This is a genomic window from Streptomyces sp. HP-A2021 (genome assembly GCF_022807935.1).
Taxonomy (GTDB): domain Bacteria; phylum Actinomycetota; class Actinomycetes; order Streptomycetales; family Streptomycetaceae; genus Streptomyces; species Streptomyces afghaniensis.
On record NZ_CP094344.1, the window covers coordinates 1,900,516 to 1,912,623 of the forward strand.

Here is a 12,108-nt window from a genome sequence, read left to right on the forward strand (position 1 = left end):
TCAGTGTGCCCCGTGCCCGGGCGCCAGGTCCTCCACCCTGCGGGCGAGCTCGAAGTCCTTCTCGGTGACGGCGCCGCCCGCGCTGTGCGTGTGCACGGACAGGGACACCGTGTTGTAGCCGAGCGTGAGGTCGGAGTGGTGGTCGAGCTCCTCCTGGACCTGGGCGATGTGCACGACCATCGCCGTCGCCGCGAAGTGCGAGCCGAGCCGGTAGGAGCGGGTGAGGCGGTCGCCGTCGAGCGACCAGCCCGGCAGCTCGGCCAGCCGGTCCTCGACCTCCTTCTGCGACAGCGGTTCGACGGGCATGGGCAGCGCTCCTTCCCTGACGCCGGGATCCTCTTCTCCCTACTCAGCCTGCCACAGCGGGACGCTGGAAGCCCTGGTCGGAGCGGTGCGCCTGTCCGACGCGACCGGTTCTCGACTACGGTCCCGGCATGACCACTCATGCGTCCACCGCCGGCCAGGGCGTGGGCCCGCTGCTGCGGGCCTGGCGGGAGCAGCGCCGGGTCAGCCAGCTGGAGCTGGCCCTGCGCGCGGACTCCTCGGCCCGGCACATCAGCTTCATCGAGACCGGCCGCTCCCGGCCCAGCGAGGAGATGGTGCTGCGGCTGGCCGAGCACCTGGACGTCCCCATGCGGGAGCGCAACGCGCTGCTGCTGGCGGCCGGTTACGCCCCGCGTTACCCCGAGACGCCGCTGGACGACCCGGCGCTGGGCGCGCTGCGCGAGGGCATCGAGCGGCTGATCGGGGGCTACGAGCCGTATCCGGCGCTGGTGGTGGACGCGGTGTACGACGTCGTGGCGGCCAACCGGGGGATCATGGCGCTGGTCGACGGCGTGGACGAGTCGCTGCTCGAACCGCCGCTGAACGCGATGCGGCTGGCCCTGCACCCGCGGGGGCTGGCGCCGCGCATCCGCAACCTGCGCGCCTGGCGCGGACACCTGCTGGAGCAGATGGAGCGGCAGATCGCGCTGCACCGCTCCGAACCGCTGCGGGCGCTGTACGAAGAGGTGGCGGCGTATCCGGTGCCCGACGCGGATCCGGCGGAGGAGCCTTCGGAACCGGTGCCGTACTTCGCGCTGCCGCTGCGCATCGAGCACGAGGGGCGGACGCTGTCGTTCATCTCCTCGATCTCCACGTTCAACACACCGATGGACGTGACCGTCGCCGAGCTGGCCATCGAGACGCTGCTCCCGGCCGATCCGGCGACGGTCAAGTACCTTCAATCGCTGCTTCCCTGACGGGCCCTCAGGGCTATGTACTGGAGGGCGGCGAACCCGGCCACGGTCAGGGACTGGAGCACCGTCCACACGGCGCCCGCCGTGCTCGGCGTCAGCCACAGCGCCAGGGCCGCGAGGCTCACCGCCGTCCAGGCGAGGTTGGCCTCCACGACGGCCCGCACGCCGAGCGCCGGCGGCTGCCGGCGTGAGGCCAGCAGCCCCACGCCCGCCGCGTAGGCGGTGAGGAACGCGCCCAGGGCGAGCAGCAGCGTGGAGTCCACCCCGAGGAAGCGGCCGAGCGGGCCGGAGAACGCGAGGTAGGCGAGCGCGTTGGCGCCGGTCACCGCCGCGTCCAGGGCGAGGAAGCGGCGCAGCATCGACTGCGGCGTGCTGGTCCGGGCGAGTGTGGCGAGCTGGGTCGCGGACATGGTGAGTCACCCTCCGTCGGGTCGTGGTGTGGCAGCGGGGCCCGGGTCCCGGGCCGGAGTGCGCCGGCCCGGGACCCGGTGCGTTCACGATCCCGTCCCGGGCGCGCGCGGTCGATTACCCGCGGGGTAATGCCCCGGCGACCCGTCCGTTTCCCGCGATCTTCTCGCCCGCGACCCTGTGAGACTGCCGTCGGAACGTGACAGACTGATCACAGGCTGGGGCACGTTGGGGAGGCGTGGCGTGAGTGAACGGCGGGCCGCACCGACCGTGGGCCAGGTGGTGCTGGGCAAGCGGCTTCAGGAGCTGCGTGAGGCGGCGGGCCTCAGTCGTGACGAGGCTGCCCGGGTGCTGCGCGTCGCCCCCGCGACGGTCCGGCGGATGGAGACCGCCGATGTCGCGCTCAAGATTCCCTACGTGCAGATCCTGCTGACGGCGTACGGCGTGCCCGAGGACGAGGTGACCGCGTTCGTCGAGCTCGCCGAGGAGGCGAACCGGCCGGGCTGGTGGCAGCGGTTCCACGACGTGCTGCCGGAGTGGTTCAGCCTGTATGTGAGCCTGGAGGGCGCCGCCCGGATCATCCGGTCCTACGAGCCGCACTTCGTGCCGGGGCTGTTGCAGACCGAGGGGTACGCGCGTGCGGTGCTGCAGGCCGGCACCATCGGGAACTCCGGGCCGCAGGCCGTGGAGCGGCACGTCTCGCTGCGCATGGAGCGGCAGCGGCTGCTGGACCGCCCGAACCCGCCGCACCTGTGGGTGATCATGGACGAGACGGTGCTGCGGCGGCCGGTGAGCGTCGACGGCCAGGTGATGCGGGACCAGCTGGACAAACTGCTGGAGTACTCCGAGCGGGACCGCGTCACGCTCCAGATCGCCGAGTTCAAGGACGGCCCGCACCCGGGCACGTACGCGCCGTTCTCCCTGTTCCGCTTCGCCGAGCCCGAACTGCCCGACATGGTCTTCACCGAGTACCTGACCGGCGCGCTGTACCTCGACTCCCGCAAGGAGGTCTCCGCGCATCTGGAGGTCCTCGACCACATGACGGCGGGCGCGGCCTCCACCCAGCGCACCGAGAGGCTGCTGCGGGAGTACCGCGAGACCTTCTGAGTCCGCGGTGGTTCAGCGCCGGGCCGGCCACAGTGACCCGTACGGACCCCGCCGACGGGTGTGCCCCCCTGCCGGCCCCTACCGTCGGGATCGCGGGGCGCACGGGAAGGAGGTCCGATGCCTGGATTCGAGGTGCTGTACCAGGCGGCCGCGCTGTGCCTGATGTTCCCCGACGACGACTTCCGTGCCCGGCTGCCGCTGTTGCGCGAAGCCGCCCCGCAGCTAAGGGAGTTCGCCGACCACGCGGCGCTCAGCCCACCGCGTGAGCTGGCGGCGCACTACGTCGAGGTCTTCGAGGCGGAGCCGGACCACAGCCTGTATCTCAGCGCCTGGCGCGAGGCGGCACCGACGCCCTCCGAGGAGCTGTACCGCGCGCACGGACTGGAGACGACCGGCGAGGAACCGCCTGACTTCCTCCCCGCGGTTCTCGAGTGCGCGGCCCGCACCGGCGACACCCGGCTCCTGACGGACCACCGCGACGGTCTGGACCTGCTCCGCTCCAGACTCACCCACTTCGGCACGCCGTACGCGACCGTCCTGGAAGCGGTGTGCGTGACCCTGCCGCCCGACGCGCCGGGACGCTAGGGCGTGTCGTCGTAGGCCTGCCTGGCCCGCTCGACCTCGCCCAGGTGGGTGTCCGCCCACTCGGCGAGGTGCGCGAAGAGCGGCGCGAGGCTGCGGCCGAGCCCGCTGATCTCGTACTCGACCCTCGGGGGGACCTCCGGGTGGTACGTCCGCACGACCAGGCCGTCCCGCTCCAGTTGCCGCAGCCGCTGGGTCACACCTTGGGCGTGATCGTGCCGATGCGCCGTTCCAGCTCGACGAAGCGCTGCCGGCCGTGCGTGTGGAGCGTCCACAGGATCGGTGTGGTCCACCGGCTGAAGACGATGTCCACGACCGGGGCGATGGGGCAGGCCAGTTCCGCTTCGGTCGCGGCCGGTTCCGTCCGGCTCCTCGTGTCGCCCGCCATGCGCTTCCCCCCAGGGCAGTCACTTTCCTCTAGGTACCTACTATATCGACGGTGTTAGCGTCCTGAGCCACGGCAACAGCACTGAAAAACAGAGGAGTTGCTCATGATCGTGGTGACGGGGGCGACGGGGAACGTGGGCCGGTCGCTCGTACGGATCCTGGTGGCGGACGGCGAGCGGGTGTCCGCGACATCCCGGGGAATCTCGGCCGCGGACGTGCCGGAGGGTGTGTCGCACCGGAGGGCGGACCTCACCGACGCGGAGACTCTCCGTCCCGTTCTCGACGGCGCCGACGCGCTGTTCCTGCAGAACGGCGGAGCCGACGCGCACCTGCTGGACCCCGGGCACATCCTCGACGTCGCCAAGGCCGGCGGGGTCGAACGCGTGGTGCTGCTGTCCTCCCAAGGAGTCGCGACGCGGCCGGAGTCGGCCTCGCACGGCGGCCTCGGGAGGGTTCTCGAGGACGCCGTCAGACAGTCGGGCCTGGACTGGGTGATCCTGCGTCCCGGCGGCTTCGCCTCCAACGCGTTCGCCTGGGCCGAGTCCGTGCGGACCCGGCGGGCGGTCGCCGCGCCGTTCGGTGACGTCGGACTGCCGGTCATCGACCCGGAGGACATCGCCGGGGTCGCCGCCGCGACGCTGCGCGAGCCGGACCACCCCGGGCAGACCTACGAGTTGACCGGCCCCGCCCTGAGCACACCCCGGCAACGTGCCCAGGACCTCGGTGAGGCGCTCGGCGAGCCGGTGCGCTTCTTCGAACAGCGGCCCGACGAGGCCCGGGCCCAGATGCTGCGGTTCATGCCCGGGCCCGTGGTCGACACGACCCTGTCCATCCTCGGGGAGCCCACGCCCGCGGAGCAGCGCGTCAGCCCCGACGCCGAGCGGATCCTCGGCCGCGCGCCCCGCCCGTTCGCCGAGTGGGCCCGACGCCACGTCGCCGCGTTCCGCTGACGGGCGAGCGCAGCGACGCGGCCGGTCCGTCCGCGCAGGCTCTGGACCGGTGGGACTCTGCGGACACCCCTAAGCGGCGCCGCCCTTCTCGTCCCGCCGGTCCTTCTCCTCGTCCACGATCTCCGCGTCGACGACGCCCTCCTCGTCCCGCGGGGTGCCGGAGGGCTCCTCGGTCGGTGTCTGCTGGGCCTGGGCGTACATCGCCTGGCCCATCTTCTGGCTGACCGAGGCGAGCTTCTCCACGCCGGCGCGCAGGGCGGCGGTGTCCGCCTGCTGTTCCAGCTGCGCCTTCACTTCGGTGATGGCGGACTCGACCTCGGTCTTCGTGTCGGCCGGGATCCTGTCGCCGTTGTCGCGGAGGAACTTCTCGGTCTGGTAGACGAGTTGCTCGGCCTGGTTGCGGGTCTCGGCGGCCTCGCGGCGCTGGCGGTCCTCCTCCGCGTACTGCTCGGCCTCGCGCATCATGCGGTCGATGTCGTCCTTGGGCAGGGCCGAGCCGCCGGTGACGGTCATCTTCTGCTCGCGGCCGGTCGCCAGGTCCTTCGCGGAGACGTGCATGATGCCGTTGGCGTCGATGTCGAAGGCCACCTCGATCTGCGGCACGCCGCGCGGCGCCGGCGGCAGGCCCGTCAGGTCGAAGACTCCGAGCTTCTTGTTGTACGCGGCGATCTCCCGTTCGCCCTGGTAGACCTGGATGCCGACCGAGGGCTGGTTGTCGGCGGCGGTGGTGAAGATCTCCGAACGCCGGGTGGGAATGGTCGTGTTGCGCTCGATGAGCTTCGTCATGATGCCGCCCTTGGTCTCGATGCCGAGGGACAGCGGGGTGACGTCGAGCAGCAGTACGTCCTTGACGTCGCCGCGGATGACGCCCGCCTGGAGCGCGGCGCCGAGCGCCACGACCTCGTCGGGGTTGACGCCCTTGTGCGGCTCCTTCCCGGTGAGTTCCTTGACCAGTTCGGTGACGGCGGGCATGCGCGTGGAACCGCCGACGAGGATGACGTGGTTGATCGCGGAGAGCTTCACCCCCGCGTCCTTGACCGCCTGGTGGAAGGGCGCCTTGCACCGGTCGAGCAGGCCGGCGGTGAGCTCCTGGAACTGGGCCCGGGTCAGCTTCTCGTCGAGGTGCAGCGGCCCCTCGGCGGAGGCCGTGATGTAGGGCAGGTTGATCGTCGTCTCGGTGGAGCTGGACAGCTCGATCTTCGCCTTCTCGGCGCCCTCGCGCAGCCGCTGCACCGCCATCTTGTCGCCCGCGAGGTCGACGCCGTACTGGCCCTTGAAGCGCTTGACCAGGTACTCGACGATCCGCTGGTCCCAGTCGTCGCCACCGAGGTGCGTGTCGCCGTTGGTGGCCTTCACCTCGATGACGCCCTCGCCCATCTCCAGCAGCGACACGTCGAAGGTGCCGCCGCCGAGGTCGAAGACGAGCACGGTCTGGTCGTTCTCCTTGTCCAGGCCGTAGGCGAGGGCGGCGGCCGTAGGCTCGTTGATGATCCGCAGCACCTTCAGGCCCGCGATCTCCCCGGCCTCCTTGGTGGCCTGCCGCTGACTGTCGTCGAAGTACGCCGGGACGGTGATCACCGCGTCCGTGACGTCCTCGCCGAGGTAGGACTCCGCGTCCCGCTTCAGCTTCTGCAGCACCCGCGCGGACAGCTCCTGCGCCCGGTAGCGGGTGCCGTCGATGTCGCCCTGGTCGGGGAAGCGCCAGTGCGCGTCGCCCATGTGGCGCTTGACCGAGCGGGCGGTGCGGTCCACGTTCGTCACGGCCTGCCGCTTGGCCACCTCCCCGACCAGCACCTCGCCGTTCTTGGCGAACGCCACGACCGAGGGTGTGGTCCTGGCCCCCTCCGCGTTGGCGATGACGGTGGGCTCGCCGCCTTCCAGCACGGCGACCACCGAGTTCGTGGTTCCGAGGTCGATCCCGACCGCACGTCCCATCGCTGTCCCCTTCCGCCAGGGCGCTCTCCCTTTCCAGCACAAAACTTGAGTGCGCTGTTGTCAATGGCGCGAGGGGGTGACCGGTCCGCGCAGCGCCACGGCCCGCCGGGGCCGGTCGGTGACGAGCACGTCCACGCGCGGGTGCGCGAGGAAGGCCCGCATCAAGGTGTCGTCGTTGACCGTCCACACCATGGTGAACAGGCCGCGGCGGGTCGCCTCGCGCAGCACGGTGGTCCTGGCCAGCCGCTGGTGCACGGCGACGCCGTCGGCCCCGCAGGCCCGGATGCGGCGGGCCGGGAACAGCTCGCTCAGCCGGGTCCCGGGCAGCCGGGCCAGGGCCAGCTCCCTGCGGTCGCGCCCCAGGGACAGCGCGGTACGCACCCCGGGGAAGCCCTGTGCGACGGCGGCCACGGAGCAGTCCTCCAGCGACGTCACGACGAGCCCGTCCACGCCGAGCAGGGCCACTGCCCGGTCGACCACCTCCCGCTCGTAGCCGACCTCCTTGAGGTCCAGGTGCGCCACGAGCCTCCCGGCGATCAGCGCCATGACCTCGTCCACCACCGGCACGTCGTAGCCGGCCCGCTCGCTCAGCTCGGCGTGCGTGAGCGTGGCCAGCGGCGGCCCGGTGGGCCCGACCCGGGGGTCGTGGTAGACGACGAGGACGCCGTCCTTCGTGCGGCGGATGTCGAACTCGGCGTACTCAGCGCCGGACTCCAGCGCGTCCTCGTACGCCTGCCAGGTGGCGGGTCCGGCGCGCTCGGAGCCGCCCCGGTGGGCGGAGACGGCGGGGCGTGGCGTCATGGTCGTCGGCTCCCGGAGGGCGAGCGCGGAGGCGGGACGGGTACGGCGTCGTCGTCGGGCGCCGGCAGCAGCGAGCCGGAGCGGGTGCTGATCCGTCTGAGCAGGACGTAGCCGATCAGGACCAGGATCACGAAGGGGAGCCAGGCCAGCGCGTAGGCCGTGCCGTAGGCGCGCAGGTCGAGGATGGAGCGGTGATCGTCGACGTTCGTGCCGTTCACGCCGAAGAAGGCCAGCAGCAGGGTGGGCGGCAGGGCGATCAGCGTGGCGGCGGCGACCAGGCCGGAGACGGTGCGGTCCCGGCGGTCGTCGCGCTCGGCGAGCTCGGCGTCCAGGGCCGCGGAGCGGGCGCTGATCACCGAGGTGAGGCGCTCGACCATGCGGGCCGAGTTCTCCAGGCTGTCGCGGATGCCGAGCGCGTCGCGCAGCGAGGACTGGAACGCCTCCATGACCATCTCGGGGATCAGCAGGCTGTCGACGTAGGCCTCGACGCCGAAGGCGAGGTCCAGCTGGAGTTCGTTGACGCCCGCGGAGAGGCGGGAGATCAGGGAGCGGATCTCGGTGGGCGAGTCGGTCAGGGCCTGCTCGTTGGCCTTCATCGTCGCGAAGGCGGCGAGCCGGGTGCGCTGGAGCGCGGCCAGGGCGGAGATCATGCCGATCGCGACGAGCATCAGGCCGTTCTCGACGTGCGGGGCCCAGCCCGCCTGGACGGAGACGCCGCGGCCGAGGGCGGACAGGGTGACCCCGTGGTTCCTTAGGTGAGGCGCGAGGCTCGCGTCGTAGGGCGTGGCGGGGTTCCAGGGCATGCGGCCGCGGTAGACGATCTCGTTCAGCAGGATCGCCTTGCGGGCCTCGTCGGCGCTGAGCAGCTCGCGCTGTAACCGGCCGCCGGGGAAGACAAGTTGGTGCACGTTCTGGCCGAGGGCGAGCGGTCGGCCGCCGAGGTGTTCGGTCAGCGCCGTCAGGAGCGGGCGGTCGTCGAGTTCGATCCGCTCCCGGTCGAAGCAGGTGGTGGCCAGCCAGGCGGCGAGGTCGCCGGCCGTGGTCTCGCCGGCGAAGGCGCAGTCCACGACGAGGGTGGCGTCGCCGCGCGGGGTGGTGACGACGAGGATCCGCAGGGACGCGAGGCCCAGGCCGTGGTCGCCGTGCGGCAACCGCAGCCGGCGCGGCGCGACCTGTTCGTCGAGCACCGGAACGGGGAGCACGTCCTGGCTGGTCATCAGGTGGGAGGCGAAGCGGCCGTAGTCGTAGCGGTCGACGAGGGCGCCGAGTGCCGTGTCCCGGGGGCGGAGCCGGCCGGAGAGGCTGAACAGCAGCAGGACGCGGGTCCGGTCACGGGTGGCGGAGTCGAGCGCCGTCGCGCTGGTGGACGTTCCCGGCAGCATCGCGTTCCTTCCGGACCGGCGGCAGAGCGTCTGGTTCATACCCCGGGCGCGGTCGGCGAACCGACGACGTCGCGCGGGCCCGCCCTGGTGGGCGGGCCCGCGCGAGGTGGCTGGGGCCGGTCAGGCGAGCTTGGCGGTCAGGGTGATGGGCGTGGCCTTGAGGGCCTGGCTGACCGGGCAGCCGACCTTGGCCTCCTCGGCGGCGGCGAGGAAGGCCGCCTCGTCCATGCCGGGGACGGTGCCCTCGACGGTGAGGTGGATGCCGGTGATGCCCTCGCCGGGCTGGAAGGTGACGTCGGCGGAGGTCACCAGCTTGGTCGGCGGGGTGCCGGCCTTGTCGAGGATGTTGGAGAAGGCCATCGAGAAGCAGCTGGAGTGGGCGGCGGCGATCAGCTCCTCCGGGCTGGTCTTCCCGCCCGGCTCCTCGGTGCGGGCCGCCCAGCTGACCGGCTGCTCGGCGAGGATGCCGGAGGAGTCGAAGGTGACGACGCCGTTGCCCTTGAACAGGTTGCCTTCCCACACGGTGTGTGCGGAGCGCGTGGCTGCCATGACGCATCCTTTCGATGAGTATCCGGAACCGTGACCGGGTTCCTGGCCCCCATCCGATCACACTCCCGCTCAACTCACGCGGAAGACCGGCCCTCTGGCGCCGAACGGCAGCCGCGCCGTCAGGCGGCGCGTTCCTCGCTGCTCTCCAGCGGCACCTGGGGGCCGTCCGACTCGCGCATCCAGCGGCGCAGGACGCGGTGGACGTGTTCGGCGCCGACGAGTTCCTCCCCCTCGTCGACCGGCGCCGAGAAGCCGAGCGGCGACAGCAGGAAGGGTTTGCCCTGTTCGCCGCCGAGGCCGCCGTGGGAGCCGATCTGCTCCTCGAAGGCGAGGACCTCGCCGTCGGCCGGGTCGTGGAAGGAGTTGACCATGATGTCGGCGGTGTGCGGGAAGGAGTGCGTACGGCGTACCGCGTCGGCGGCGCCCGGCCCGAACGCGGCGAGCGGGCCCGGGTTGTCGTCGAGGTCGGCCAGCGGTATCTCGGCGCCGTACGCGCCGAGGACGACCCCGCCGTGCTCGTCGCTGCGGACCAGCAGGAAGCCGATGCCGGGGTGGTTGGCGAGGGTCGGCAGCAGCGCGGGGTGGCGGGCGTCGATCTCCTCCTTGCTCATGCGGTGCGTGACGTCCGGGAAGGAGACCAGGCCGAGGTTGCCGGAGGCCAGCACGATCGGCTCCGAGCGGCGCGTGGGGCGGTGCCGCTCACCGCTCTCCTCGACCGGTATGCGCAGGGCGGCGCGCACGGCGGCGCGGGCCTCCGTGCCACTGCGGGTGCGCTCCGCGCGGCGCGGCACGGGCAGTCCGCAGCCGGCCCGCACCAGGTCGCCGAGGGTGAGGCCGTAGCGGGAGCGGAACGTCTCGCCGGGGCTCTGGCCGTGGTCGGACAGCACGACGATCCGGTAGGGACGCGGGGCGTGCTCGGCGACGTTCTCGATCAGCGCGAGGGAGCGGTCGAGGCGTTCGAGGACCTTCCGCGCGTCGCGGCTCGCCGGGCCGGAGTGGTGGGCGACCTCGTCGTAGGCCACGAGGTCGGCGTAGACGGCGGTGCGGCCGGCGAGCATGTCGCCCGTCACGGCGGCCACGACGACGTCCCGCTCGACGACGGTCGCGAAGGCCCTCACGAGCGGGTAGAGGCCGCCGCGGGAGACGCGAGGGCGTTGCTTGCCGAGGCGGGCGCGGGTGGACTGGCCGATCTCCCGGCCCACCTCGGCGACGAAGGACAGGGCCGTGCGCACGGCGTTGGCCGGGTCGGAGAAGTAGGCGAAGTAGCCCGCGCGGGAGCGGTTCTCCCGGCTCCGGCGGCGGGCGGCTATGGACAGCACGAGGGCCTGCTGTTCGGCGCCGCCGCTGAACAGGTTGCCGCGGCTGGCGCCGTCGACGGTGAGCAGGCCGCCGTGCCCCGCGTACCCGACGGCGCGGCGCTGGAGTTCGGCGGCGCTGGTCGGGCGGTTGCACACGACGACCTCGCGGGTGTCCTTCTCGTACCAGCGGAACGCGGGGACGTCGTGGTTGCTGCCGTGCAGGATGCCGAGCTGGCTGGCGCCGGTCTGGCTGGACCAGTCGGTGCGCCAGGGGGTGAGCCGGTGGGTGGGGCGGCCGCCGTCGCCGATGTCGAGCCAGCGGGCGACGGTGGGCATCAGGCCCTGGCCGACCGCGTCGAGCAGGACGTCGTGGCCGACGCCGTCGAGCTGCAGGAAGACCGTGCCGGGGCTGGCCGGGGAGGGCGGTCCGGAGCGGCGGCGGCGGTCCGAGAGGCGGTACAGCCGGCGGCGGTAGGCGTCGTCGTCGCGGACGGCCAGGGCGGCGCCGGTGGCGGACGCCACGGCGGACATCACTGCGGCGACCACGACGGCGGTCTCCGGGGCGGCGGTGCCGCGCTCCCCGGGGTCGAGACGCAGGGCGAGCAGCAGCAGCGCGCCGTTGAGGAAGAACACCAGCAGGCCCAGCACGAGCGCCGGTACGAGGAGCAGGAGCCGGACGAGCAGCGGCCAGACCACGGCCGACAGCAGACCGAAGGCGCCGGCGCCGAAGGCCGCCGTGACGGCGATGTCGGTCGCGCTGTCACCGTCGGCCGAGCGGAGCCGGAAGTCGGGCAGGATCCCGGCGAGCACGAGCAGGGTGAGGGTGGAGACCGCCCACACGGCGACGCTCCGCCCCACCTGACTGGCGACCCGCCGCCACCGCACGCCCCGCACGCCCCGCCACCTCACGTCCCGGCCCGTCGCCACCACGGACCCTCACCCACAGTGCCACAACGCTCCGGGGGCGCCGGGTGTCCCCGGTACCGTCGCGTCAGCGCCCGTCGTAGCCGGCCGTGGGCATCGACAGCCTGCGGTGCACGCACGCCTTCATCGCCGCGTCGTACGCCGGCTCCGCGTGCCCGACCGTCTCGACCCGCACCCCGCGCCGCGCGCACTCCGCGGTGAACTCCTCGACGGAGGCGAGCGCGCTCTCCAGCACTCTCCGGCTGGGTGCCACGAACAGGTCCAGGCCGGGGCGGACGCCGTCCCACAGCGCGCAGTGGTCGGGACGCAGCCCCCGGACCAGTAACTCCCGGCTGATCACATAGCCCCGCTCGGCGGCCCAGCGGGCGCACATCGCGTGCTGGCTGCGGGAGTCGACCAGGAACGGATCGTCGTCGAGCTCCTCCAGCGGCGTCAGACTCGCGATCGCCGTGACCCTGACCGGCACCATGGCGTCCCCCCTCACCTCCGGTTTCGCCGCCGACCCTACTCCTGCACGTAGGCTTCGGGGAGTCGCGCGAAGGGGGCA

13 protein-coding genes and 1 pseudogene are annotated in these 12,108 nt (G+C 72.5%); 4 read left to right on the plus strand and 10 right to left on the minus strand.

The window, feature by feature from the left end; all coding sequences use genetic code 11:
• Entirely contained in the window at positions 1-306 is a 306-nt protein-coding gene (locus MQE23_RS08800; protein ID WP_020272365.1) for a 4a-hydroxytetrahydrobiopterin dehydratase, read from the minus strand.
• 128 nt (positions 307-434) lie between these two features.
• Here MQE23_RS08800 and MQE23_RS08805 point away from each other — a divergent pair, with 128 nt between their 5' ends.
• Positions 435-1,241 (plus strand): helix-turn-helix domain-containing protein, encoded by an 807-nt coding sequence (locus MQE23_RS08805; RefSeq protein WP_020272364.1) that lies wholly within the window; start codon positions 435-437, stop codon positions 1,239-1,241.
• Here MQE23_RS08805 and MQE23_RS08810 read toward each other — a convergent pair.
• Positions 1,223-1,648 carry a hypothetical protein gene (locus MQE23_RS08810; protein WP_243378800.1) on the minus strand — a complete coding sequence of 142 codons (426 nt, stop codon included), beginning with the start codon at positions 1,646-1,648 and terminating at the stop codon, positions 1,223-1,225. The two genes, MQE23_RS08805 and MQE23_RS08810, sit on opposite strands and share 19 nt — an antisense overlap.
• A 241-nt stretch (positions 1,649-1,889) precedes the next feature.
• On the opposite strand from MQE23_RS08810, the gene MQE23_RS08815 reads away from it, so the two are divergent.
• Together MQE23_RS08815 and MQE23_RS08820 are read left to right on the plus strand one after the other, a co-directional pair.
• Complete coding sequence (locus MQE23_RS08815; RefSeq protein ID WP_037668933.1) at positions 1,890-2,753, plus strand: helix-turn-helix transcriptional regulator; 864 nt, start codon at positions 1,890-1,892, stop codon at positions 2,751-2,753.
• Between the two features lie 117 nt (positions 2,754-2,870).
• Positions 2,871-3,338, plus strand: a complete 468-nt coding sequence (locus MQE23_RS08820; RefSeq protein WP_020272361.1) for a molecular chaperone TorD family protein — start codon at positions 2,871-2,873, stop codon at positions 3,336-3,338.
• On the opposite strand, the gene MQE23_RS43635 is transcribed toward MQE23_RS08820, so the two are convergent.
• Both MQE23_RS43635 and MQE23_RS08825 read right to left on the minus strand, forming a co-directional pair.
• Entirely contained in the window at positions 3,335-3,493 is a 159-nt protein-coding gene (locus tag MQE23_RS43635; protein WP_347710127.1) for a winged helix-turn-helix transcriptional regulator, read from the minus strand. The two genes, MQE23_RS08820 and MQE23_RS43635, sit on opposite strands and share 4 nt — an antisense overlap.
• A pseudogene (locus MQE23_RS08825) lies at positions 3,437-3,723 on the minus strand (winged helix-turn-helix transcriptional regulator); the annotation flags it as partial. The gene MQE23_RS43635 and the pseudogene MQE23_RS08825, both read right to left, overlap by 57 nt.
• Positions 3,724-3,826: 103 nt before the next feature.
• Here MQE23_RS08825 and MQE23_RS08830 point away from each other — a divergent pair.
• Positions 3,827-4,672, plus strand: a complete 846-nt coding sequence (locus MQE23_RS08830; RefSeq protein ID WP_243378801.1) for an NAD(P)H-binding protein — start codon at positions 3,827-3,829, stop codon at positions 4,670-4,672.
• Positions 4,673-4,741: 69 nt separating this feature from the next.
• Here the strand turns inward: MQE23_RS08830 and dnaK are convergent, their stop codons facing one another.
• The 6 genes from dnaK to MQE23_RS08860 form a co-directional block, all read right to left on the minus strand.
• A complete protein-coding gene (dnaK, locus tag MQE23_RS08835) occupies positions 4,742-6,607 on the minus strand; it encodes a molecular chaperone DnaK (RefSeq protein ID WP_243378802.1) in 1,866 nt (621 codons plus the stop codon).
• A 60-nt stretch (positions 6,608-6,667) separates the two neighbouring features.
• Positions 6,668-7,408, minus strand: a complete 741-nt coding sequence (locus MQE23_RS08840; RefSeq protein ID WP_243378803.1) for a glycerophosphodiester phosphodiesterase family protein — start codon at positions 7,406-7,408, stop codon at positions 6,668-6,670.
• The gene (locus tag MQE23_RS08845) at positions 7,405-8,790 is read right to left on the minus strand and encodes a hypothetical protein (RefSeq protein ID WP_243378804.1); all 1,386 of its coding nucleotides are present in this window, start codon (positions 8,788-8,790) and stop codon (positions 7,405-7,407) included. Before MQE23_RS08845 ends, MQE23_RS08840 begins: the two co-directional genes overlap by 4 nt.
• 120 nt (positions 8,791-8,910) lie before the next feature.
• The gene (locus MQE23_RS08850; protein ID WP_037668927.1) at positions 8,911-9,339 is read right to left on the minus strand and encodes an OsmC family peroxiredoxin; all 429 of its coding nucleotides are present in this window, start codon (positions 9,337-9,339) and stop codon (positions 8,911-8,913) included.
• A gap of 119 nt (positions 9,340-9,458) precedes the next feature.
• Entirely contained in the window at positions 9,459-11,531 is a 2,073-nt protein-coding gene (locus MQE23_RS08855; protein ID WP_243378805.1) for a phage holin family protein, read from the minus strand.
• A 97-nt stretch (positions 11,532-11,628) separates the two neighbouring features.
• Entirely contained in the window at positions 11,629-12,030 is a 402-nt protein-coding gene (locus MQE23_RS08860) for a hypothetical protein (RefSeq protein WP_086599425.1), read from the minus strand.
• Between the last annotated feature and the right edge of the window lie 78 nt (positions 12,031-12,108).

Bases quoted from the DNA above. Each gene is read 5' to 3' on its own strand.
- MQE23_RS08800 (WP_020272365.1), bottom strand. From the start codon at position 306: ATGCCCGTCGAACCGCTGTCGCAGAAGGAGGTCGAGGACCGGCTGGCC.
- MQE23_RS08805 (WP_020272364.1), top strand. From the start codon at position 435: ATGACCACTCATGCGTCCACCGCCGGCCAGGGCGTGGGCCCGCTGCTG.
- MQE23_RS08810 (WP_243378800.1), bottom strand. From the start codon at position 1,648: ATGTCCGCGACCCAGCTCGCCACACTCGCCCGGACCAGCACGCCGCAG.
- MQE23_RS08820 (WP_020272361.1), top strand. From the start codon at position 2,871: ATGCCTGGATTCGAGGTGCTGTACCAGGCGGCCGCGCTGTGCCTGATG.
- MQE23_RS08830 (WP_243378801.1), top strand. From the start codon at position 3,827: ATGATCGTGGTGACGGGGGCGACGGGGAACGTGGGCCGGTCGCTCGTA.
- dnaK (WP_243378802.1), bottom strand. From the start codon at position 6,607: ATGGGACGTGCGGTCGGGATCGACCTCGGAACCACGAACTCGGTGGTC.
- MQE23_RS08840 (WP_243378803.1), bottom strand. From the start codon at position 7,408: ATGACGCCACGCCCCGCCGTCTCCGCCCACCGGGGCGGCTCCGAGCGC.
- MQE23_RS08845 (WP_243378804.1), bottom strand. From the start codon at position 8,790: ATGCTGCCGGGAACGTCCACCAGCGCGACGGCGCTCGACTCCGCCACC.
- MQE23_RS08850 (WP_037668927.1), bottom strand. From the start codon at position 9,339: ATGGCAGCCACGCGCTCCGCACACACCGTGTGGGAAGGCAACCTGTTC.
- MQE23_RS08860 (WP_086599425.1), bottom strand. From the start codon at position 12,030: ATGGTGCCGGTCAGGGTCACGGCGATCGCGAGTCTGACGCCGCTGGAG.